At 61.4% G+C, this 22,694-nt stretch carries 22 protein-coding genes; 6 read left to right on the top strand and 16 right to left on the bottom strand.

The window, feature by feature from the left end; all coding sequences use genetic code 11:
- Position 1 precedes the first annotated feature (1 nt).
- From AB6803_RS12265 to AB6803_RS12205, 13 genes are all read right to left on the bottom strand, one after another.
- Entirely contained in the window at positions 2 to 2,962 is a 2,961-nt protein-coding gene (locus AB6803_RS12265; RefSeq protein ID WP_371109147.1) for a bifunctional [glutamine synthetase] adenylyltransferase/[glutamine synthetase]-adenylyl-L-tyrosine phosphorylase, read from the bottom strand.
- A 138-nt stretch (positions 2,963 to 3,100) separates the two neighbouring features.
- Complete coding sequence (locus AB6803_RS12260) at positions 3,101 to 4,516, bottom strand: sensor histidine kinase (protein WP_371109146.1); 1,416 nt, start codon at positions 4,514 to 4,516, stop codon at positions 3,101 to 3,103.
- Entirely contained in the window at positions 4,513 to 5,271 is a 759-nt protein-coding gene (locus AB6803_RS12255; protein WP_153366283.1) for a response regulator transcription factor, read from the bottom strand. The genes AB6803_RS12260 and AB6803_RS12255 overlap by 4 nt, the downstream gene beginning before the upstream one ends.
- Before the next feature lie 105 nt (positions 5,272 to 5,376).
- On the bottom strand, positions 5,377 to 6,930 hold the full coding sequence (locus AB6803_RS12250; RefSeq protein WP_371109145.1) for a Do family serine endopeptidase: 1,554 nt from the start codon (positions 6,928 to 6,930) through the stop codon (positions 5,377 to 5,379).
- A 174-nt stretch (positions 6,931 to 7,104) separates the two neighbouring features.
- Positions 7,105 to 7,560, bottom strand: a complete 456-nt coding sequence (locus AB6803_RS12245) for a cytochrome c-type biogenesis protein CcmH (protein WP_371109144.1) — start codon at positions 7,558 to 7,560, stop codon at positions 7,105 to 7,107.
- On the bottom strand, positions 7,557 to 9,548 hold the full coding sequence (locus AB6803_RS12240; RefSeq protein WP_371109143.1) for a heme lyase CcmF/NrfE family subunit: 1,992 nt from the start codon (positions 9,546 to 9,548) through the stop codon (positions 7,557 to 7,559). The genes AB6803_RS12245 and AB6803_RS12240 overlap by 4 nt, the downstream gene beginning before the upstream one ends.
- Positions 9,545 to 9,994, bottom strand: coding sequence for a cytochrome c maturation protein CcmE (ccmE, locus tag AB6803_RS12235; protein WP_371109142.1), 450 nt, complete (start codon positions 9,992 to 9,994; stop codon positions 9,545 to 9,547). Before ccmE ends, AB6803_RS12240 begins: the two co-directional genes overlap by 4 nt.
- The gene (ccmI, locus tag AB6803_RS12230; RefSeq protein ID WP_371109141.1) at positions 9,991 to 11,148 is read right to left on the bottom strand and encodes a c-type cytochrome biogenesis protein CcmI; all 1,158 of its coding nucleotides are present in this window, start codon (positions 11,146 to 11,148) and stop codon (positions 9,991 to 9,993) included. The genes ccmE and ccmI overlap by 4 nt, the downstream gene beginning before the upstream one ends.
- Before the next feature lie 252 nt (positions 11,149 to 11,400).
- Positions 11,401 to 11,832 carry a hypothetical protein gene (locus tag AB6803_RS12225; RefSeq protein ID WP_007693260.1) on the bottom strand — a complete coding sequence of 144 codons (432 nt, stop codon included), beginning with the start codon at positions 11,830 to 11,832 and terminating at the stop codon, positions 11,401 to 11,403.
- A 90-nt stretch (positions 11,833 to 11,922) separates the two neighbouring features.
- The gene (locus tag AB6803_RS12220; RefSeq protein ID WP_371109140.1) at positions 11,923 to 13,320 is read right to left on the bottom strand and encodes a sensor histidine kinase; all 1,398 of its coding nucleotides are present in this window, start codon (positions 13,318 to 13,320) and stop codon (positions 11,923 to 11,925) included.
- Entirely contained in the window at positions 13,310 to 13,981 is a 672-nt protein-coding gene (locus AB6803_RS12215; RefSeq protein ID WP_007693256.1) for a response regulator transcription factor, read from the bottom strand. The genes AB6803_RS12220 and AB6803_RS12215 overlap by 11 nt, the downstream gene beginning before the upstream one ends.
- Before the next feature lie 135 nt (positions 13,982 to 14,116).
- A complete protein-coding gene (locus tag AB6803_RS12210; protein ID WP_371109139.1) occupies positions 14,117 to 14,368 on the bottom strand; it encodes a hypothetical protein in 252 nt (83 codons plus the stop codon).
- Between the two features lie 572 nt (positions 14,369 to 14,940).
- Positions 14,941 to 15,249 (bottom strand): Dabb family protein, encoded by a 309-nt coding sequence (locus AB6803_RS12205; RefSeq protein WP_371109138.1) that lies wholly within the window; start codon positions 15,247 to 15,249, stop codon positions 14,941 to 14,943.
- Between the two features lie 141 nt (positions 15,250 to 15,390).
- On the opposite strand from AB6803_RS12205, the gene AB6803_RS12200 reads away from it, so the two are divergent.
- Positions 15,391 to 15,738 carry an MmcQ/YjbR family DNA-binding protein gene (locus AB6803_RS12200; protein ID WP_371109137.1) on the top strand — a complete coding sequence of 116 codons (348 nt, stop codon included), beginning with the start codon at positions 15,391 to 15,393 and terminating at the stop codon, positions 15,736 to 15,738.
- Here the strand turns inward: AB6803_RS12200 and AB6803_RS12195 are convergent.
- Positions 15,716 to 16,201: a YcgN family cysteine cluster protein gene (locus AB6803_RS12195; RefSeq protein WP_371109136.1), complete on the bottom strand. Its 486-nt coding sequence runs from the start codon at positions 16,199 to 16,201 to the stop codon at positions 15,716 to 15,718. The genes AB6803_RS12200 and AB6803_RS12195 overlap by 23 nt on opposite strands.
- A gap of 165 nt (positions 16,202 to 16,366) precedes the next feature.
- On the opposite strand from AB6803_RS12195, the gene AB6803_RS12190 reads away from it, so the two are divergent.
- The 3 genes from AB6803_RS12190 to AB6803_RS12180 all read left to right on the top strand — a co-directional run bounded on the left by AB6803_RS12190 (position 16,367) and on the right by AB6803_RS12180 (position 19,831).
- Positions 16,367 to 18,562, top strand: coding sequence for a transglycosylase domain-containing protein (locus tag AB6803_RS12190; RefSeq protein WP_371109135.1), 2,196 nt, complete (start codon positions 16,367 to 16,369; stop codon positions 18,560 to 18,562).
- A gap of 140 nt (positions 18,563 to 18,702) precedes the next feature.
- The gene (locus AB6803_RS12185; protein ID WP_371109134.1) at positions 18,703 to 19,290 is read left to right on the top strand and encodes a DUF1214 domain-containing protein; all 588 of its coding nucleotides are present in this window, start codon (positions 18,703 to 18,705) and stop codon (positions 19,288 to 19,290) included.
- Positions 19,283 to 19,831, top strand: a complete 549-nt coding sequence (locus AB6803_RS12180) for a DUF1254 domain-containing protein (protein ID WP_371109133.1) — start codon at positions 19,283 to 19,285, stop codon at positions 19,829 to 19,831. Before AB6803_RS12185 ends, AB6803_RS12180 begins: the two co-directional genes overlap by 8 nt.
- Before the next feature lie 111 nt (positions 19,832 to 19,942).
- Here the strand turns inward: AB6803_RS12180 and AB6803_RS12175 are convergent, their stop codons facing one another.
- Positions 19,943 to 20,110 carry a hypothetical protein gene (locus AB6803_RS12175; RefSeq protein ID WP_371109132.1) on the bottom strand — a complete coding sequence of 56 codons (168 nt, stop codon included), beginning with the start codon at positions 20,108 to 20,110 and terminating at the stop codon, positions 19,943 to 19,945.
- Positions 20,111 to 20,635: 525 nt separating this feature from the next.
- Here AB6803_RS12175 and AB6803_RS12170 point away from each other — a divergent pair.
- Both AB6803_RS12170 and AB6803_RS12165 read left to right on the top strand, forming a co-directional pair.
- Entirely contained in the window at positions 20,636 to 20,842 is a 207-nt protein-coding gene (locus AB6803_RS12170) for a hypothetical protein (protein WP_371109131.1), read from the top strand.
- A 400-nt stretch (positions 20,843 to 21,242) separates the two neighbouring features.
- Positions 21,243 to 22,283, top strand: coding sequence for a DUF2336 domain-containing protein (locus tag AB6803_RS12165; RefSeq protein ID WP_371109130.1), 1,041 nt, complete (start codon positions 21,243 to 21,245; stop codon positions 22,281 to 22,283).
- Positions 22,284 to 22,293: 10 nt separating this feature from the next.
- On the opposite strand, the gene AB6803_RS12160 is transcribed toward AB6803_RS12165, so the two are convergent.
- The gene (locus AB6803_RS12160; RefSeq protein WP_371109129.1) at positions 22,294 to 22,653 is read right to left on the bottom strand and encodes a DUF1491 family protein; all 360 of its coding nucleotides are present in this window, start codon (positions 22,651 to 22,653) and stop codon (positions 22,294 to 22,296) included.
- Positions 22,654 to 22,694 lie beyond the last annotated feature (41 nt).

Below are 22,694 nucleotides of genomic sequence, written 5' to 3'. Positions count from 1 at the left end.
ATCAGGCCTTCACCACCGACTGAAAAACTTTCCGCACCGCTTTCGACAGTCGTTTCAGCTCCGCCTCCAGCGTGCGGATATCCGGGCAGTCGCCGGCGCGGCAGACCAGCTCGATCAGCCCGGAGGGAGCCTTGCCGGGATCGAACGGTCCATCGACGCAAAGCCGGATGAGCTGCGACAGTTCGGTGCAGAGATGCAGCGCCTCCACGCAGAGATCGAGATCGTTGCGGTCCATCAGGCTGCCGCCAAGCAGTTTCAGCGCCTCGCCGGTGCTCAGACCATTGGCATCGATGCCGACGCCGCGAGCGGGTGCAATCAGTCTCAGATATTGCGCGATGAATTCGATGTCGATCAGCCCGCCGGGGATCAGCTTCAGGTCCCAGATGCTGACCGGCGGCTTTTCCTGCTCGATCAGGCCACGCATCTCGGCAACATCCCCGGCAATCTTCGGGATATCTCGTTTTGCCGAGAGCACCTCGCCGATGATCCGTTCGGCACTGAGGATAAGGTCCTCATCGCCGCAGATCAGGCGGGCGCGGGATAGCGCCATATGCTCCCAGGTCCAGGCCTCCTCGCGCTGGTATTTCTCGAAGGAATTGATACGGGTAGCGACCGGTCCCTTGTTGCCGGATGGACGCAGACGCATGTCGACCTCATAGAGCACGCCCTCCGCCGTCGGCGCCGACAGGGCCGCGATCAGCCGTTGGGTGATGCGGGTGAAATAGCGGGTGGCGTCGAGCGGCTTCTGGCCGGAAGATTCACCGGCCGTGTCGTCGTAGTCATAGAGCAGGATGATATCGATGTCCGAATCGGCGGTGAGCTCGAAGCTACCGAGCTTGCCCATGCCCATGACCGAGACGCGGCCGCCGGGATAGTCGCCATGCGCCGCCTTGATCTCCTTCATCACCGCGTTCAATGCCGCCTCAACGATCAGATCGGCAAGATAGGTGAAGGCACGGGCCGCCATGGCACCGCCGATCGTGCCCGTCAGCAGGCGGATGCCGATCAGGAAGCGCTGCTCCGAGGCGAAGATGCGCAGCCGGTCCAACACCTCCTCGTAATGGCCCGCCGAGGCCAGAAAGCTGGTGATGCGCTCGGCCAGATAGTCGCGCGTCGGCAGCTCCGCCATCAGGCCGGGATCCAGCATGCCGTCGAAGACATGCGGCTTGGCGGCGATGATCTCGGCGAGACGTGGTGCCGACGACATGATGTTGACGATGAGGGAGAGCAGCGCCGGGTTTGTGCTGAGCAGCGAGAAAAGCTGGATACCGGCGGGCAGGCCGGAAATGAAACTGTCGAAGCGCAGCAGCGCCTCGTCCGCCCGCTTGCTTTCGCCGAAGACCCGCAGCAGCTCGGGCGTCAGTTCGGTCAGCCGCTCGCGCGCCTCGACCGACTGCGTGGCGCGGTAGCGGCCGTAGTGCCAGGTGCGGATGACATTGGAAATATCGGATGGCCGCTCGAAGCCGAGGCGGCGCAGCGTCTCCAGCGTGTCCGGATCGTCGCCCTGACCGGTGAAGACCAGATTGCCGGTCCCGCCCGATAGCTTCGCTTCCTGCTCGAACAGACGCGCATAGCGCCGTTCTACCGTCTTCAGCCTGGCGACCAGCGCCTCGGAGAAGCTGGAGATATCGGTGAAGCCCATCATGAAGGCGACACGCTTCAACTCGGCATCGGTTTCCGGCAGCAGATGCGTCTGCTCGTCGCGCACCATCTGGATTCGGTGTTCGACATCGCGCAGGAACCAATAGGCCTCCGTCAGCTCGTCGCGCGTTTCCGCGTCGATCCATTTCGCCTTGGTCAGCTCCGCCAGCGTTTCCTCGGTGGCGCGGGAGCGCAGCTCCGGCATGCGGCCGCCGGCGATCAGCTGTTGCGTCTGCACAAAAAACTCGATCTCGCGAATACCACCACGACCAAGCTTGACGTTATGGCCCTTGACGGCGATCGCGCCGTGGCCCTTGTGCACATGGATCTGGCGCTTGATCGAATGGATATCCGATATCGCTGCATAGTCGAGATATTTGCGGAAGACGAAGGGCACGAGATCGCGGATGAAGGCTTGCCCGGCCGCAATGTCACCGCCAACGGCGCGCGCCTTGATGAAGGCGGCGCGCTCCCAATTCTGGCCCCTGCCCTCGTAATAGATCATGGCCGCATCGACGGGGATGGCAAGCGGTGTCGAACCGGGATCGGGGCGCAGGCGCAGATCGGTGCGGAAGACATAGCCGTTGGCGGTGCGTTCCTGAAGGATACGCACCAGGCGGCGCATCAGGCGTGGGAAGATATCGATAGCATCATCGGGATTGGGAACGATGCCGGCCATCTCGTCGAAGAAGACGACCAGGTCGATATCGGAAGAATAGTTCAGTTCCCCGGCGCCGAGTTTGCCCATGCCGAGCACGATCAGGCCGGAACCATGGCTCGGCGCGGAGGGATCGCGAAGCGTGATCTTCCCGGCCTCGTGCGACGACAGCAGCAGATGATCGATCGCCGCCGAAATCGAGGCCTCGGCAAGCGCGCTCAACCAGCGCGTCGTCACCCTGCCATCGAAGATCCGAGCGAGATCGGCAAGCGCGATCAGGAAGGCGGCGCGGCGCTTGGCGATGCGCAAACGGCTCATCACTTCGGATTCAGAAGGAGAGGATGTGTCGCTCTCTCCCGGCAGCCAGGCGCGGCGGGCCTCGGCCACCAGGGCCTCGATCTGAGGCGACAGCGGTTTGCTGATGGCCGCAACGAGCAATGCCGGATCGAGATTGGCGGTTTCGCGAAGATACGGCGAGAGCGTCAATACGGCGACGATAAAATCGCGCAAGGAACTGTCGCCATCAAGAAGAGCGGCGATTGCCGGTTCCGATTTGGCAATATCCTTGAGGTCGGCAAGCGCCGCTTTCAGCTCCGTCTGGTTGAGCGGCCGAAGCCGGCCGGGCGGAACATTGCGCAGCAGATCGCTTTCCATCATCGTCATGCAGTGTCCTCCCTACCGCGGCGCACGTCCGACTGGACACGCAGAGACGCGGTAACCCCTTGAATCGAAACATGATCCAAAAAATCGTCAACGACGTTCGGGATCATGTTTCGAGCAATCCGATAAAGCAGGATTAGCCTATTGTTTCTGTGTGGGGAAGATCATGGTCACGGTGAGGCCACGGGCATCGGGGCTGGCCGGGTCGGTATCGGAAAGCTCGAGCTGGCCACCATGCAGCTCCATCACCGCCTCCACCAGCGAAAGGCCAAGGCCAGTGCCGGGCTTGGAGCGGCTCTCGTCCAGGCGGAAGAAGCGCTTGACCACCTCGGTCCGCTGGTGGGCGGGAACGCCTGGCCCATGGTCCGCGACGGCAAGGTTCACGGCATCCGGTGTCCGCGACAGTTTCAGCGTGACCGCCTGCTTGCCGGGGCAGCCGGAGGCATATTTGACCGCATTGTCGATGAGATTGAAGATTGCCTGGCCGATCAGCTCGCGATTGCCCTGTACTTCGACATCGGGTTCGATTTCGGCGGTCAGGGCTAGCCCCGCCTCCTCGGCCACAGGCTCGTAGAGCTCGGCGGTATCGGCGACGATGGACGAGAGATCGACGCCGGTCATCTCGGCGGCGACCGAGCCCGCCTCGACGCGGGAGATCATCAGCAGCGCGTTGAAGGTGCGGATCAGTTGGTCGGATTCGCCGATAATGCCTTCCAGCGCCACGCGACGGCCGTCGCTGTCAGCATGGTCAAGCGCATCCGCCGCCTTGTTACGCAGCCGCGTCAGCGGCGTCTTCAGGTCATGGGCGATATTGTCGGAGACCTGCCGCAGGCCTTCATTCAGCTTCTCGATGCGCTCCAGCATGGCGTTGAGCGACGTCGACATGCGGTCGAATTCATCGCCGGAACCGCCGACCGGAAGGCGCTGTGAGAGATCGCCGGCCATGATCTTGCGGCTGGCGTCGGTCATGCGGTCGATGCGCTTCAGCGCATTGCGACCGATGCCGAACCAGATGACCAGCGCGCCGAGGCCCATGATCGCCAGCGCCAGCATCAACGCCTGGCGCACCAGCACGCGGAAACGCTCCGGCTCGCCGAGATCGCGACCAATCAGGATGCGCAAGCCATTGTCGAGGAGGAAGATATTGGCGATCGCCAGATGCCGACGCTCGGGATCGACGCCGGAATCCGTGTAGCGCTCATAGACGAACGGCAGCTCCGTCCAGCCGGCCTGGCCGAGAACGCCGGGCTGCACGGAAGCGACGTTGCCGGCGAGGATATCTCCGGTGGGGCTGGCGATGACATAGAGGTTGGCGCCCGGCTGGCGAGCGCGGCGTTCCATCGTGCGCAGCAGCAGGTTCAACCCGCCGACATCGTATGCACGCTTGACCTGGCTGACCTCCTGCTGCACGGCATCGCGGATCTGCCCGGTCAGCAACCGCTCGGACATGGCCGTGACGTAGAAGACGAGCGTGGCGGCGCAGAGCGCAAAAAGAAGGATATAAAGGGCGGAGAGGCGGACTGCGGTGGACTTGAAGAGGACGCGAAAGCGACTCATCCCTCGTCCTTGATCATGTAGCCGGCGCCACGGATGGTCTTCAACAGCGGTTGGCTGAAGTCTTTTTCGATCTTCGAGCGCAGGCGCGAGACGTGGACGTCGATAACGTTCGTCTGCGGATCGAAGTGATAATCCCAGACATTTTCGAGCAGCATGGTGCGCGTCACCACCTGACCGGCATTCTTCATCAGATATTCCAGCAGGCGGAACTCGCGGGGCTGCAAGGGTATCTCCTTGCCGCCACGGCGGACCTCATGCGACAACCGGTCAAGCTCCAGATCGGCAACGCGGTAGAGCACGTCCTGATCCGGCGTGCCCTTGCGGCGGCCGAGGACTTCAACGCGGGCAAGCAACTCGCTGAAGGCGTAGGGCTTCGGCAGGTAGTCGTCACCGCCGGCGCGAAGGCCGGTCACGCGGTCGTCAACCTGGCCGAGGGCGGACAGGATAAGAACAGGCGTATGCACACCCTTGCGGCGTAGCTCGCTGATGACGGAAAGACCATCTCGGCGCGGCAGCATACGGTCGATGATGGCGACGTCGTAGACATTCTCCGTGCCCATGAAGAGACCGCTCTCGCCGTCGCTCGCATGGTCGGCCACAATGCCGGCCTCGCGAAACGCCTTGGTGAGATAGGCGGCGGCTTCCAGATCGTCTTCGATAATCAAAATCTTCATGTGGGCAACATTATCCGCCGGCAGTGCTTTAGCACAACCGGAATCGGAGGAGTCCACAGCATGTTGGCCAGAGGTTGTCATCTTGTACCCGCCTGAAAACGTTGATCGATGAAGGCACGTTGGAAACAGAGGAGCCGCGCCAGCCGTGGCCAGCGCGGCTCCTAATTCATTCAGTCGGCCGAAAAATCAGCCTGCGTTGATCGGCAGGGCGACGAAGCGGCTGCCGTCGCCGGACTGGATCTGGAACAGCGCGCGGGTGCGGCCGTCCTTCTTCGCCTGGTCGATGACCTTCGCGATGTCGCCGGCGCTGGAGATTTCCTGGTTGTTGACCGAGGTGATCTTCTCGCCTTCCTTCACGCCCTTGTCGGCGGCATCGGAGTCCGGGTCGACGCCGGTGATCGCGACACCCTTGCCGTCATCGGACGGGCCGACGGTGAGGCCGAGATCGGCAAGCGCCTTTTCGGAGGACGGCTGCTGCGGCTGGGACTGCTGCGAATTGTCGTCGTTCGATGCCTGGTTCTGTTCAGCCGGCAGCGTACCGAGTTCGACGGTGACCGACTGGGACTTGCCGCCGCGCCACAGCGAGACATCGACCTTGGCGCCCGGCTGCATCGCGCCGATGCGGCGGGCGAGATCGCGCGGATCCTTGACCGGCTCGCCGTTGACGGCGGTTACGACGTCACCGTTCTTGATACCGGCTTTCTGGCCGGGAGAACCGTCCTGAGGGGAGACGACCAGCGCACCGCTCGGCTCGGACAGACCGAGAGATTCGGCAATATCCTTGGTAACCGGCTGAATCTGAACGCCGAGCCAGCCGCGCGATACGGTGCCACTCTTGATCAGGTCGGCAACGACGTCCTTGGCCGTGGTAGCGGGGATGGCGAAGGCAATGCCGACGCTGCCGCCCGACTGCGAGAAGATCGCGGTGTTGATGCCGACGACCTGGCCGTTGAGGTTGAAGGTCGGACCACCGGAGTTACCCTTGTTCACGGGCGCATCGATCTGGATGTAATCGTCATAAGGGCCGGAATGAATGTCGCGGCCGCGGGCCGAGACGATACCGGCCGTTACTGTGCCGCCGAGACCGAAGGGGTTGCCGACAGCAACGACCCAGTCGCCAACGCGAACCTTCTGGTCGTCAGCCCAGCTGACATAGGTGAACTTCTTGCCCTTGCCGTCGACCTTCAGCACAGCGAGGTCGGTGCGCGAATCCTTGCCGACCAGCTTGGCGTCAAGCTCGGTGCCGTCATTCAGCACGACCACGAAGGCCGCGCCATCGGAAACGACGTGATTGTTGGTGACGATATAGCCATCTTCCGAGACGAAGAAGCCGGAGCCCTGAGCAACCGGGCGCAGGTGGCCCTTGCTGTCAGGCTGCCCCTTTTGCTGGCCCTGCTGCTGGTTGCGGCCCTGCTGCTGTTCGAACTGCTTGAAGAATTTCTTCAACGGATGATCATCCGGCAGCTCGTCGAAACCACGGCCGAGGCCGAAGGAATCGTCCTCGTCGGCAACCGGATTGATGCGGGATTCAACGCGAACGGAAACGACGGCCGGAGACACGGCATCGACGACATTGGCGAAGCTCGGAACCTGCGGGGCCTGAACATTGACGGCATCTGCGTAGGAACGGCTGACTTCAGCCGGGACACCGGTGGCAAGGGCAGCGACAGCGAGACCGGCGACGACAGAAGCTTTCATAGCGGTGCTACGGGACAAAGTGTCCTTGATATTCCTGAACATATGCGAGTTACCTTTTCTTCTCTCGTCCGATTTTCTTCCACCGGCGGAACCGGTGATGAAGGCTCATGGGAATGATATAGGGCTTCAGACCTTACAGCGAACTGTCCGACCCATGAAAACTTGGTAATGTAACGAAATATTGTCGACAGGCGCAAAACAACCTGTCGTGTAACATCACTTGTCGAGGATCTCGCTGAGGCGCGCCTCTTCCTCCGGCGTCAGCCGCGTGCCCGTCGGCTTTCCGGCGCGGCGTCTGGCATAAACTGCAAGAGCAAGCCCGCCGAAAAGGAAGAGCGTCACCGGCGCACCCCAGAGCAGTAATGTCTTTTCGGTGAAGCGCGGCTTCAACAGCACGAACTCGCCGTAGCGGGAGACGATATAGTCGAACACCTGCTTGTCGCTGTCGCCATCGGCAAGGCGCTTGCGAACCAGAAGGCGCAGGTCACGAGCGAGATCGGCATTGGAATCGTCGATCGACTGGTTCTGGCAGACCATGCAGCGCAACTCGGCAGAGATCGTGCGCGCTCGCGTTTCCAGCGCCGGATCGGGCAACACCTCGTCCGGGTTGACGGCGAAGGCGGGAGCGGCCGCGAGGAAAAGCGCAAGGGCCACGAGCAACTGCCGGATCATTCCGCCGGCTCCATGGCGGGGCGGGACACCGGTTTCGCCTTGCGGCTCGGCGCGCCGACGCGCAGGCGGCGGTCGCTGAGCGAGATGAAGCCGCCCAGCGCCATGATGACCGCACCGCCCCAGATGCAGAGGATGAAGGGTTTCCACCAGATGCGGACGACCATGCCGCCATCATTGGTGGGATCGCCGAGCGAGACGTAAAGCTGGCTCAAACCGAGCGTCAGAATGCCGGCCTCGGTCGTCGCCGTGCGGCTGGCGGTGAAGACGCGCTTGGAGGACGAAACCTCAGCGACAGCGACGCCGCCACGGCTGATGGTGAAGTGGCCGCGATCCTCGGTGAAATTGGGGCCGACGCCGGGTCTTGAGCCATCGAAACGCAATGTATAGCCGCCGAGTTCGGCCGTGCCGCCCGGCTTCATTGTCGTGATGTTTTCGGTCTCGAATGTGGTGACGGCGACGATGCCGAGGACGGTGACGCCAAGGCCGGCATGGGCAAGCGCCGTCCCGAAGGCGGAGCGCGGCAGGCCGCTCAAGCGTCGCCAGGCGACATTGCCCTTAACCTTGCCGATGCCGGCACGATACCAGAGATCGGTCACGGCGCCGAAAACCAGAAAGAAGCCGGCGGCAAGGCCGAGAACGGCCAGCACCGGCCCGCCGTGGCGGACGTAGAAAAGGATAAGTCCGGCGATCAATGCCAGGCCGGCGGCGACATAGAGCCGCTGCAGCACGCCAAGCAGATCGCCGCGTTTCCAGGCCAGCAGCGGTCCGAAGGGAACGGCAATCAGGATCGGCGTCATCAACAGGCCGAAGGTCATGTTGAAAAAGGGCGGCCCGACGGAGATCTTGTCGCCAGTCAGGGTTTCCAGTGCCAGCGGATAGAGCGTGCCGGTTAGCACCGTGCCGCAGGCGACCGTCAGGATAAGGTTGTTCAGCACCAGCGCGCCTTCGCGCGAGATCGGCGCGAACAGGCCGCCGGCGGCAAGCCGTGGGGCGCGAAAGGCAAAGAGCGACAACGCGCCACCGATGAAGATCAGCAGAATACAGAGAATGAAGATGCCACGCGTCGGATCGCTGGCGAAGGAATGCACGGAGGTCAGCACGCCGGAGCGCACCAGGAAGGTACCGAGCAGCGATAGCGAGAAGGTGAGGATCGCCAGCAGAACCGTCCAGATCTTTAGCGCATCGCGTTTTTCCATGACGAGCGCGGAGTGCAAGAGCGCGGTGCCGGCGAGCCAGGGCATGAAGGAGGCATTCTCCACCGGATCCCAGAACCACCAGCCGCCCCAGCCGAGCTCGTAATAGGCCCAGTAGGAACCCATGGCGATACCAAGCGTCAGGAAGGTCCAAGCGGCAAGCGTCCAGGGACGAACCCAGCGCGCCCAGGCAGCGTCGATACGGCCTTCGAGAAGGGCAGCGACCGCAAAGGAGAAACAGACCGAGAAGCCGACATAGCCGAGATAGAGCAACGGCGGATGGATCGCCAGGCCGATATCCTGCAGCACCGGATTGAGGTCCTTGCCCTCGGCAGGCGCCGGGTTGAGGCGGATGAAGGGATTGGAGGTCAGAAGGATGAAGACCAGGAAGGCGGCCGAGATCCAGGACTGCACGGCCAGCACATTGGCGCGCAGCGTATCGGGCAGATTGCGCCCGAACAGCGCAACCAGCGCGCTGAACAGCGCCAGGATCAGCAGCCAGAGCATCATCGATCCCTCGTGATTGCCCCAGACCCCGGAGATCTTGAAGATCAGTGGCATCAGCGAATGCGAGTTCTCCCAGACATTCAGCACCGAAAAGTCGGAGACGACATAGACATAGGTGAGCACGCCGAAGGAAAAGGCGACCAGCGCAAACAGAAGCACCGCGCCGACCGGAGCGATATCCATCATCGACAATTCGCCGCGCCGCGCGCCGATCACCGGGATGATCGAGACGATAATCGCGGTCGCAAGCGCCAGCACCAGCGCGTAATGTCCAAGCTCGATGATCATTGGCTTGCTTCCTCGCCCTTCCAGACGCCGTCGGCCTTCAGCCTATCGGCAACCTGCTTCGGCATGTAACGCTCATCATGCTTGGCCAGCACGCTGTCGGCAACAAAGACGTCGCTGCCCGGCTCGAATTTACCTTCGGTCACGACCCCCTGCCCCTCGCGAAAGAGATCGGGCAGGATGCCGTTATATCTGACCTTGATCGCATCGGCGCCATCGGTGACGGAAAACTGGACCTGCGTGCCCTCGCCGCGCACGATGCTGCCCTCACCGACAAGACCGCCGAGGCGGATCAATGTGCCGGCACCGACGGGGTTCTTGGCGAGATCGCCGGGCATATAGAAATAGGCAACCGACTGGCTGAAAGCGAAGAGGACGAGCAGCACAGCGGTGGCGATGAAGCCCATGCCGCCGGCGATGACGGCGAGGCGTTTCTGCTTGCGGGTCATTGCTGCGTCACCTCCGTCGGCAGGCCAAGCTCCTTCGCCAGAGCCACGAGCTGCTGCCCCTCGCCGCCATCGGCGGGAAACGCCGCAAGACCGCGCTTCAGCGCATCGGCCGCGCGCTCCCTGTCGTTCAGCACGGCATAGGAGCGGATCAGCCGCATCCAGCCTTCGAAATTGTTCGGATCTTCCTTGAGTTTGGCGTCCAGGCTCTCCACCATGCCACGGATCATCTGCTGACGATCGCCGCTGTTCAGGGAGTTCATAGCCTCCACCTGTTCAGGCGTAGGGTTCCCCGGTGCCTTGGCATCGGCCGCTCTTGCCGTCGCCATATCTTCGGGGGTGCCGCTGTTTTTGGCGATATGATCGTTGACCGCGACCATCCAGGGCGCCTCGGGCGCTGATTGCTTCGCCAATGTCACAAAGGCTGATCTCGCTTCCGCCGTCTTGCCGTCCTGCTCCAGCGCCAGCGCGAGATAGAACAGCGCGCGGGGATTGTTGGCATCGAGCGCAAGCGACTGCTGCAACGCGCTGCGCGCCTCCGCCGTGACGATGCCACCAGCCTTCATGATCAGCACCTCGCCCAGGCTGCCGAAGCGCGCGGCGCTAGGGCCGAGCAGGCGGATGACATTGCGATAGGCAAGCTCCGCATCGCCGATGCGGTTGGTTTTCAGGTAGATCGGCGCCAGCACTTCCCATCCCTTGCCATCATCGGGATGCTGCGCCAGATGCTGCTCGACCTTGACGATGGAAATGGCGAGATCGTTGCCGGGCTGTTCGAGGCGCGCTTCCAGCGGCTGCGACGGCAGGCCCGGATCGCCCTTCATGAGATAAAGACAGAGGCCGATCGCCGGCAGGATGACGATGATGAAGGCCTGCGAGAAACGATAGTTGCTGCGCGTCGCCGCTTTCGCGGTGCTCGGCACGGCATTCGAAACGGCAAGCAGGCGGCGACCGATCTCAGCACGGGCGTAACCGGCCTCATCGGCGGAGATCAGGCCACCCGCAAGATCGCGGTCGAGCTCGCGAAGCTGATCGCGGTAGACCGCCGCCTCTCCGGCACGACCGTCGTCAGCCACATTTGCTCCGCGCAAAAGAGGATAGAGCAGGACGGCGCCGACAACGGCCGTCAGAACGGCCACGAGAATCCAGAACAGCATAGACGCCCAATACTTTAACCGGGCGCTTATTCCAACTGTCAAAGCCCGATTGACGAAGATTTGAGGCGTTTGGCCGCGCTTATTAAGACCTTCTCCCCAGCGGGGAGAAGGTGCCCAAAGGGCGGATGAGGGGGTTAGGGGCGAAGCGACGAATGTCCAGAGCGACAGCGAAGGCAATCCTCACGGTGCAACGCCCCCTCACCCGGCGCTATCGCGCCACCCTCTCCCCGATGGGGCGAGGGTAAGAACATCTTAGTTCAACGGCGACCAGGTACCATCGTCGTTGCGGCAGGCAGCGCCCCTTGCCTGGGTCGGCTTGCCGTCGACGGTGACTGTGTGCCGATACTGGCGGCAATTCTGCGAGCCGACCTGATAAGGGGCCGCGGCCACGACTTCGCCACTGATATTCTTGCTCGTCCAGACGACAGGCATGCCAAGCGGCGCGGTTTCCAGTGCCCGATATTCCGCTTCCAGCGCCCGCCGCTGATCATTGTCGCTGAGCTGAATGCCGGTGCGCCCGACGATACCGCCCTCCAAAGCAGCTATATACGGCGTCGAAGCCGGCGGCTTGGCAGTCGACAGGAAACTGACGCCGGGGATTTTGCCGCTCGGTGTCGAGCAGGCGGAAAGGCCAATGGCGGCAAGAACGGACGGAACGATCAGAAAAAAGGTGCGAAGCTTCATACAACCGAACCAATATCAACGAGCAAACCAGAGTTACTGCAGTGCGGCATCTTCATGACGCAGCACATCTTTTTGGCATCATGCCACGCATCAAGCAACATCCTTCGTTACCCCCGGCAGAATTAGACTGGCGCGAAGACCGCCCCAGGGACCGCGGGACAGCTCAAGCCGCCCCTGATATTCATTGGTGATCTCGCTGACGATCGAAAGCCCGAGGCCGGTGCCCGGCTTGCTCTCATCGAGCCTGCGGCCGCGCTTCATCGCCTCGCGGATCTGATCCGGCTCCAAGCCTGGGCCGTCGTCCTCGACGATCAGTTCCACCCAATGGCGCCGGGCCGGATCGATGCCCTTGACCTCGGCCGGCGCCTCATTGGCGGCCACACGCACCTTATGCTCGGCAAAGCGGGCGGCATTCTCAAGGAGGTTTCCGACCGTCTCCTCCAGATCCTGCTGCTCCATGGCGAGCGCCAGGTTCGGTGACACGGAAAGCTCGAATTCTTTGTCGGCATTCAGCCGCCGCATGACGCGCACCAGACGTTCCAGTGCCGGCTCCGCCTCGGTACGGGCCAGCACGGATTCGCGCTGCGCCGCGATGCGGGCGCGGTTGAGATAGGACTGTACCTGTCCCTGCATGGCCTCGGCCTGGCTCTTGACGAGATCGCCATGCGAACGTTCCAGCACACGGGATTCGTTGAGCAGGACTGCAATCGGCGTCTTCAACGAATGGGCGAGATTGCCGACCTGCATGCGCGCCCGCTCGACGATGCGCCGGTTGCTCTCGATCAGCGCGTTGACCTCGTTGGCGAGCGGCAGGATTTCGCGCGGGAATTCTCCCTGCAATCGTTCACTCTCGCCGGCGCGAATGCGCTCCAGCGCCGCGCGCGCCTTATCGAGCGGCATCAGACCGTAGAGAATGGCGAGCGCATTGACGATCAGGCTACCGACACCAAAACCGACAAGCGCGAAATAAAGGCTGTGGGAGAAATTGCGGACATCATCCTCCACCACAGCGACGTTGCCGGTAACGCGGAAGCGCGCCGCACGGCCGTCGGTGTCGAGCACGACCTCGGTCTCGGCCACCTGCACCTGGTTTCCGAAGGCATCCGTGACGATGTAATAGCGCTCGTAATTCTTGTCGAACGGCGCTTCCAGCACCGAAAGTACGGGCAAGGTCGAGGCGCCGAGCGAGGGCGAGACCAATGGCGTCGCCGTGTATGTGCCGAGCGGCTCGACCATCCAGTACCAGCCGGTCTTCGGTTGGGCGAAACGCAGATCGCCAAGCTGCGGGCTGCCGGACAGCGCACCCTGATCGCCGATCGTGACGGAATTGATGACGTTATAGAGCTGCGCTCTCAGAAGGTCCTGAAAGCCGCGCTCGGCGCTTTTGCGGTAGATATTCGAGATGACAAGTCCGATCACCACCAGCGCCACGGCGGACCAGAGTGTGGTCAACAACAGGACGCGAGCGGTGAGTGACTTAATTCGCATTGGTCGGCGCTTGGATGCGATAGCCAAGACCGCGAACGGTTTCGATCAGGTCGACGCCCATCTTCTTGCGCAAGCGGCCTACGAAAACCTCGATCGTATTGGAATCACGGTCGAAATCCTGATCGTACATGTGCTCGACCAGCTCGGTGCGCGAGACGACCTCGCCCTTGTGGTGCATGAGGTAGGCAAGCAGGCGGTATTCGTGCGAGGTGAGCTTCAACGGTTTGCCGTCGACGCTCGCCTTCGAGCTCTTGGTGTCGAGGCGCACCGGGCCGCAGATGATTTCGGACGAGGAGTGACCGGCAGCACGGCGGATCAAAGCCCGGATGCGGGCGAGCACCTCTTCGACGTGGAAGGGTTTGGCGACGTAATCGTCGGCACCGGCATCGATGCCGGCGACCTTATCGCTCCAGCGGTCGCGGGCCGTCAGGATCAGCACCGGCGTTCCCCGGCCCGCGCCGCGCCATTTCTCGAGCACGGTGATCCCGTCCATTTCCGGAAGGCCGATATCAAGGATGATGGCGTCATAGGGTTCGGTATCGCCGAGAAAATGCCCTTCCTCGCCATCGAAGGCGGTATCGACCACATAACCTGCCTCTTTCAAGGCGTCGGCAAGCTGGCGGTTGAGATTGATATCGTCTTCGACAATGAGAATGCGCATATTCCGACCCAATTTCCCCGGTTCGAGAAACAGTACTGCAAATCAGGTTCGAGTGGAATCCACTCGGCCATAAGATTTTGCGTGAGATTCAAAGCGTTAGAGGGTTCCCTGCGTGCGGCGTGACAGTGTTTCCACCTACATCGGCACCTTCATGGTCACTTTGCGCGGCCGCTGGCCGTTGCCCTGAACGAGGACGGTGACGACGCAACTATCGCCCGACGGCTGTGCGGAGAGGAGCTGCCCGCCCGTCTTGGCTACAACTTCCGCCGCAGCCTCGCTGCAGTCGCTGTTTGCACGCGCCACCAGGGTCGGGGTCGACGGCGTCGGCAGAACAGTCGAGCCGGCCATGAGTGCGGCCGCTGCTGCTATGCTTATGAATGATGCCATACTCAGACTTCCCACGGGGACGTTAACTTGACCGAATATGTACCCAAACCCGTCTGAATGGCAAATGAATGGGTGGTAATTTTCCACGCGCAAAACGTGCGGCCGGAGTTTTTCCTCTTTTAAGCCTTTGCATTAATTTAACTTATCGGAATCGATGCCTGCGACACGACGGCCAACCGCCTGTTGGAGCAGCCCAAACCGCTAACCTGGCCCGAGCACCGACGATTGCCTCTTCCGAGCACCAGAAGCGGATCCGAAATTCCCGGAGAAGTCAGTCATTTTTAATCTTTCTTGATTATCATCAACTGATAGGCGTCGACATGACCGATGGCGCATCTTGGGCCGATGCAACCGGCCTTCAAGCGTTTTACGCACGTAATACGCGCCACTTTCCTTGAGTCTTTTGAATCGCTTGCCGTCACTCTTTCGTGAGTTGAGTCACGAGCCTAAGAAATTGAATCTGAAAAACTGAATGAGGATCTTCGCGTGATGAATCCGGTCGCGACGAAACCGATTCCGCGACGATACCCAACCATCTGGATTGACTTGCATTATAGCGCTTTCACTGCCCGTTAGACGGGCTCACGCACCGCCACCGTGGTCTCATAGTCCGCCGCAATCCGCATTTCGCGCAGCGGTCGGACCCGTTCGATCGAAAGCTGATAGTTCGGGTGCGCCTTGTAGGCGGCCAGCGCCGCTTCGTCGTCGAATTCGCCATAGACAACGATATCGACCTCTGTGCCCAGCTGATCGGTCTTCACATTCGTGCCGATCTCCAGCAGGCGCGCATGCGGAATAGCCGTCAGGATCGACAGCCCGGACCGCACAGCCTCAAGATTGGCGCGGTCGGGAACGGTGAAAAAGACGATATGGCGGATCACGCGGAGGCTCCCTGTGCATTGGCGAAGGCACAGCGCGATATCATGCGTACAGGGTCAATTCAACGACGGCCAAGCTTGAGCAGGTTGCTGTTTCGTCGCAGCATGCCCGGAGAACGGCAGCCTCCCCGGTGAGGCTCCTACGTGCTATCCTCCCGCACCATGACCGATGACGAGCTCATTGCCTTTGCGCTCAGCCTGCCGGAAGCGACGGAAAGTTCGCATTTCGGCAATCGGGATTTTCGCGTTCGCGGCAAGATTTACCTGGCGCTTCCGGGCCTGGATTTCTGTGTCGTCAAGCTTACGCCCGACCAGCAGCAGATGGCTCTTGCAACCGCGCCGGATCTTGTCGTTGCCGTGCCGGGCGGCTGGGGAACGAAAGGCTGGACGCGGCTTTCCCATTTGACCACGGATGAGGGCACGATACGCGCGTTGGTGCGGCAGGCGTGGCGCAACGTGGCGCCGAAATCTATGGTTTTGCCGGAGGGCTAGCTTCCATGTCGTCTTCCACCGTCAACGGCCAGTCGACGACATAATCCTCAAAATCGTCGACGGAGACTTCATCCTCGCTGAGTGTGCGGCCGCGTGCCGAAGCGCGGGCTATATGGACCGTTTCCGGATCACCTGACACCAAAGGATGCCACCAATAGAGATCACGACCTTCGTCGACGAGACGATAGGCGCAGGTCGGCGGCAGCCATTGTAGATCCGGGACCTTTTCCGGTGTCAGCTGCACACAGTCGGGCACGAAATCCCAACGGTTCGGATAGCTGGTGCACCGACAGCTTTCACCATCCATCAGCTTGCAGCGGACCGATGTGAAATAAACATCGCCGCTATCCCAGTCCTCCAGCTTGTTGAGACAACAGAGGCCACAGCCGTCGCAGAGGCTTTCCCATTCGGGTGTGCTCATCTCCGTCAGCGTCTTGCTTTTCCAGAAAGGTGTGTCGTCCATGATCGTCATCCTCGCCGCACGCGAGGGAAATGCGGGCTGCGGCATGCATGTCTCTTGTTCTTTTCGGTAAATCAACCAAATATTCAGTATGCCAGTCTATCAGAAGATAGGCATTGCGTGTCCCAAAAGAATACGCGACGCGGCATTGTGGTCGGGAAGTAGAGCGTGGAAGACCCATCCAACCCAGAGAACGGGCCAGAGACCCAGCCCGACACGCAACCGGAAGGCCAGGTGGAAAAGCGGCCGCGCCGGAAGCGGCATATTCTCCTGCGTATCGATTCTTGGATCGACTCCTCTCTATGGAATGCCGGTTTCCGCCTTGGCGAACTCTGGGAAGACATTACCATTTTCTTTCGCCGTTTCCGCGCCCGCGGCTGGAAGCGCATTCTGTTCGAACTGCTTGGCGAAGGATTGACGCTTGGCACGGCCGGGTCCGTTGTGCTGATGATGCTCGCCATGCCGGCGTTCGAGGCGACGCAGGGCGACTGGCGCAACCGAGGCAACTTCGCCGTCACCTTCCTCGACCGTTATGGCAACGTCATCGGCCATCGCGGCATCATCCATGAGAATTCCGTGCCGGTGGACCAGTTGCCGGACTATTTCGTCAAGGCGGTGCTGGCAACCGAGGACCGGCGATTCTTTGATCATTTCGGCATCGACGTCATCGGCCTGTTCCGGGCATTATCGGTGAATGCTCAGGCCGGCGGCGTCGTCCAGGGCGGTTCGACGCTGACGCAGCAACTCGCCAAGAACATCTTCCTCAGCAATGAGCGCTCCCTCGATCGCAAGATCAAGGAAGCCTTTCTGGCGATCTGGCTGGAGGCCAATCTTTCCAAGAAGGAGATTCTGAGCCTCTATCTCGACCGCACCTATATGGGCGGCGGCACGTTCGGCGCGGCCGCGGCCGCGCAGTTCTACTTCGGCAAGAGCATCACCGACGTCAATCTGGCGGAAGCCGCGATGCTTGCCGGCCTGTTCAAGGCACCGGCGAAATACGCGCCGCATGTCAACCTGCCGGCCGCCCGGGCCCGCGCCAACGATGTGCTGAGCAATCTCGTGCAAAGCGGGCTGATGACCGAGGGACAGGTGATTGCCGCGCGGCGCAACCCCGCTTCCGTCGTCGATCGCGCCCAGATCGAATCCCCGGACTTCTTCCTCGACTGGGCTTTCGACGAAGTGCAGCGACTGGCGACCCGCTTCCCCGAGCGGTCGCTGATCGTGCGCACCACCATCGACATGGGCCTGCAGAAAGCGGCAGAGGATTCGGTCGAATCCAGCCTGATGGAATATGGCGAGCGCTATCATGCCAAACAGGGAGCCACGGTCGTCATCGAAAACGGTGGCGCGGTGCGCGCTATGGTCGGCGGCCGGGATTACGGCGAGAGCCAGTTCAACCGCGCGACCAAGGCACTGCGTCAGCCGGGCTCGTCCTTCAAGATCTACACCTATTCCGTCGCCATGGAGCGGGGGATGACGCCAACATCCACCATCGTCGACGCGCCGATCACCTGGGGCAACTGGAGCCCGCATAACTACGAAAATCGCTATTCAGGCAAGGTGACACTGACGACCGCGATCGCGCAGTCGATCAACACCATTCCGGTACGCCTCGCCAAGGAGAAGTTCGGCATCCAGCCGATCCGCGACATGGCCAAGGCCATGGGCGTCGAAACGCCGATCCGCAACGACAAGACCATTCCGATCGGGACATCCGAAGTGACCGTGCTCGACCAGGCCACGGCCTATTCCGTCTTTCCGGCCGACGGCATGCAGTCTCGCCGTCATGGCATCGGGCAGATCGTCGGCTATGACGGCAAGGTGCTCTACGACTTCAGTCATGACGAGCCGCCGGCAAAGCGTGTTCTCACCGAACAAGCCAATTCCTACATGAACCAGATGCTGATTCAGATCCCGCAGATCGGCACCGGCCGCAGGGCAGCACTCGATCGCGGCATTCTCGTCGGCGGCAAGACCGGCACGACGCAAGCCTATCGCGATGCCTGGTTCATCGGCTTCACCGGCAACTACACCTGCGCCGTCTGGTTCGGCAACGACGACTATACATCGACCAACAACATGACAGGCGGCACCCTGCCGGCGATGACCTTCAAGAAGATCATGGACTATGCGCATCAGGGCATCGTGCTGAAGCCCATCCCCGGCATCGACAACCCCTTCCCGGTGCAGAAGCCGCAGACCGTGGCCGCCAAGAAGCCGGCCGACGGATCCGAAAACACCTTGCCGCCGCTTATTCGTCCACGCACGCTGTCGGTGGATTCCACCAAGATCCTGCGCGATCTCGGCGAGAAGCTGAAGGCGGCAGCCCCGCTCGCGACGCAGAAGGTGGCGGCGGCGGAATAAGGTTAAGCGGCCCGCACAACACAATGCGTTATAAGCCGGCATTTTGAACGCAAATCCGTCAATCAACCCACTAACCCTTTCCCCTGCCGTCAGAATCAGGGATAAATCGCCACCTGATTGGTCATAAGGACGATCTTAGGGTGTTCCGGGTTCCCCTTCTTGTTGCGCTTTCGCTGATGCTCGCCTTTGGCGGCGGAATCCTGTTCACGCTTTTTGCGCTGGATGCGACCTCCGGTTTCGGTGCGATCAAACTTGGCGCCTGGCAGGCTTTTCCGGAGATGCACACAGCGGATGCCGACCCCTATGCGAAATCGCATCGTGCGCGGGCCGGACGGTTGCTCTACGGCACCGCGGAAGGGCTGTCGTTCGTTGCGTCGGATGACGATGGTGGCGGGCGGCTGACGGCGGCTTGCAGCTACCGTATCAGCGGCCAGACCCCGCCGGCACGGCTCTGGACGTTGTTCATCGCCGGTAATGACGGCGAGCCGATCGAGGCGCCTCCGGGTCGTCCCTCCGCGATCAATTCGTGGGTGGTGCTGCGCAATCCCGATTCGAGCTTCAGCGTCACCGTTTCGTCTGACGCTCAGACCGGCAACTGGCTGGCCCTGCCGTCCATCGGCAACTTCAGGCTGGTATGGACACTGCTGGATACGCCGGCGGCCGGCAATTCTGGTCTGATCGATCTGTCCATGCCGAAGCTCGAGAAAATCGGGTGCAGCCATGTTTAGGACCGTCTTCGCCATCCTGACTGGAGTGCTCGGCGCAGCGTTGCTGCATCTCATCATCATCCTGTCCCTGCCGCATTTCTCCGATCGCGACGCCTATACCCGCGTCGAGGACGAGGGCGACGAAAACCATTTCTACATGCTGGACAACAAGGATGACGATGCGGGGCTTTCCAACAGCGATCCCTATATCCGCACCGCCGTCTGCGCTTTCGATATCGAATCTCAGCCGATCCGGCTGACCGCCAAGGGCAATGTGCCGTTCTGGTCGCTGTCCGTTTATGACGCCGCATCCAATGAGGTGTTCAGCATGAGCGACCGCACTTCGGTCGGCGGCGCGCTGGACCTGCTGCTTGCATCGCCGATCCAGCTCACGGGCATTCGCAAGGCGCTGCCGCCATCGCTTGCGCAATCGATCCTGGTCGAAGTGCCGCGCGCTGACGGTTATGTCGTGCTGCGCGCCATGGCGCCGGCGGCAAGTTTTGACGATGCCGCCCGGAATTTCCTGTCGGAAGCCGGGTGCGACGTTTTTGACGGACAATGAGATTGAGCTGAAAAGCCGAGACTGACAAGCGGAGTGTCGTGGTTTCAACCGCGAAGCTGAGAGCCGCCTGGGCGGCGGAATGCCGGCGAGATGCGCCGGCCTATGATCGAGCTACTTGCCCTTTGCCCGCTTCGGTCCCGCGCCGGGACGGTGGGAGCTGACTTCGAGGCGCTCGTAGCGCACGCCGGTGAATAGAAGGATCTTCGCCTCAACCGGCTCCTTTTGAAGACGTCGCGGCAACCGCGATCGTCGGTCCGAAAGGGATATGATCTTTGCCATTCTCGTCTCCATCGACAACCCGAGACGGATGAACTTGCGACTGATTTCACCCTGTCCGCCATCGAAGCGGACCAGCGTACCCTCCGGTCGTTGCCGCGTCCTGCGGCACCGACAAAGGGCATTCACGCCTTCTCACGGTATTCCCTGAACACCGCGACATGGACGCCCAACTGTGGCTTCCATGCGAACGAACCTGCGACCAAATTCTGCAAATCGCTGCTTTCACCCGAATTCAGACATACTGTAGTTAACAGAATGCTAATCATCATCGCGCCTTGCCATAAGCTTCCGCGCGGCATGCTCACCAATAAACGCGGAGAGGCGGGATATGGTTTCATATGCGATGTAAAAAATTCGAGAATCGTTTTGGCCATAAAACGACACAAAATCAGATTCTTAGACGAAAAAATCCCACTACCCGCAGGTGGCACCGCGATACGACGCGTTGCAGAAAAGTGTCACACAAATATTATTTGTGATAATGCCAAATTAACGTATTGTGACGGGTGAAACAGAGGGTGGGAAATGTCCGTTGCGACCAACTCCTTCTTCTCTCCCGAGGACGTCACCGTCCTGCGGGGCGCACTCGATAAGTGGTGCCTAGAGAAGCGGATCGACATCAAAAGCACCGAGGCCCAATACGCGGCGACGGCGGCGATGAGCCTGTTTCAATCCGGCTACGACACGTCCGAAAAGCTGCTGGTGGCTTTGCGGGAACATAAGGGGCTCTGAGCCGGGGCCGCGAAATCCACGCTTTCACGCGATTGGACGGGTGAGCCGCCAGAGCTCTCATAAGTTGAACGCGACAATCTGTGCATCACGCCAGAACAGTTTCCACGCAGCCCTCGAGCCATCAAACGCAGCCGATCCGGCGTGCATGCCACGGAAAAGCCCGCGCAAGCTTAACGCGCAGTTTTTATTTGGATTTTAATAAAGTTTTCACCAACCATTAACCCTGCCAGCCTTACTCTTCCCGAAAGCCAGAGCAGGACGACCGTGTATACGACCGTTTCGAAAGCCATCGCCGATTGCGCGCGCGAAAGCCACGCGCGCTCCGGCTCGGCGGCGAAAAGATGTCGCGTCGCATGCGTTTGATGATCGGGTTCCCGTTCTTTTTGTTTCGCGTATCAGTATGGGTGTTGGCGTGCGTGACCGGTTTCGAGATCTGGAAGAGCCTGCGACAGTTCGCAAGAAGGACGTGGTCCTGATGGCGACGGTTACCAGTTTCGAAGGCATGAACCACCCGTCCAAATCCGAGCTTCGCCAGTTCGCCGAGCTCTTCAGCCCCCTCTTCCAGGCATCGACCGACGAGGCAAAACGCCAGGCAGTCGCCGCCCTCTCGCAATGCCCGACCGTGCCGGCCGCCGTCTCCCTCTTCATCGGCTGTCAGCCGATCGCCATTGCCGCACCGTTTCTGACGAGTTCGCAGGCGATCGATGACGACACGCTGATCACCATCGCCCGCACGCAGGGCGCCGCACATGCGAGAGCCATTGTCCGCCGGCCGTCGCTGTCTCCCAAAGTCATCGATGCCCTTGTCGGCCTGCATCAGGCGGAACCGGAGCGCGGTATGACGGTATCGGAGGCCCCGGCGGTCGACGCTGCCCTGGAGCCACAGCCGGAGACAAGCACATCCGACCCCGAGGCGGAGCGACTTGCCCGCGAGGAATCGTTGCGGCAGTCGATCAAGCAGATCGCCCGCCATCTTGGTCGCGATGACAATGACCGCCTCGGTCTTCGCACTCTTTCCGATACGCAGGAAGCCTTGATGGTGCGTTTCGCCCGGGAACGGGACGCGCAGCACTTTGCCGCCACGCTCGCCGACGCGCTCACCTCCAGCCACTGGCTTGCCGAGCGCATCATGATCGACACATCCGGCCAGCAACTGGCGGTGACGCTGGTCAGCCTCGGCATGGGCTTTGCCGACGCCGTCTATGCACTGGAGCGCTTCTATCCGCACCTTGCCGAACGTCACGGCAGCGTCAGCCGCGCCTGGCTGGTGCTGGACAGCATCGATGCGGAGGAAAGCCACGCCCGCGTCGAAGCCTGGCGCCGCGCCGACAGCTACACCTATCTGCCGCCGGAACAGAAGACCGCCCCGCAATCGGCTGCGCCCCTGTTCGGCAACAGGGAAAGCCCGATCCGCGAATTGCGTGTCGTCAGCCGGCGATAGAGCGTCTTCGTCAGTCGAGCGGATTGATGCGCTGGTCGGTCAGCGGCACGATATCGGCGATATCATCCGTCTCGAGCTCGATGATCCAGAGATCGGGATCGAATTTCAGCTCGCGATCAAGCATCTGCCTGATCTCGTCAGGCTCCTTGCGATCCATGCGGATTTCAAACAGGCGCGCGCCGCTTTCCTCCTCATCGAAAAAGCTCTGCGGTGCGGGGGCATAGAGCGTTTCCAGCCCGTCGCGGAAACGCTGGCGAATGAAGATCGCTCCAGCCTCCTCCGCGCCCTTGTGCTCGACAGCGGCAAAATCACCGCGGGAAAACAGGCGGCGGGTCAGGGCGGAAACGAAGATGTCGCTGCGCAATCTCATGGCTGAGCTATAGCCGCCGGCGGAGGACGAGGCAATTGACG

Source organism: Rhizobium sp. RCC_161_2 (assembly GCF_041355235.1).
Classification (GTDB): Bacteria; Pseudomonadota; Alphaproteobacteria; order Rhizobiales; family Rhizobiaceae; genus Rhizobium.
Note: the sequence above shows the minus strand (reverse complement) of the source record. Positions and strands in the feature narration are given on the sequence as shown.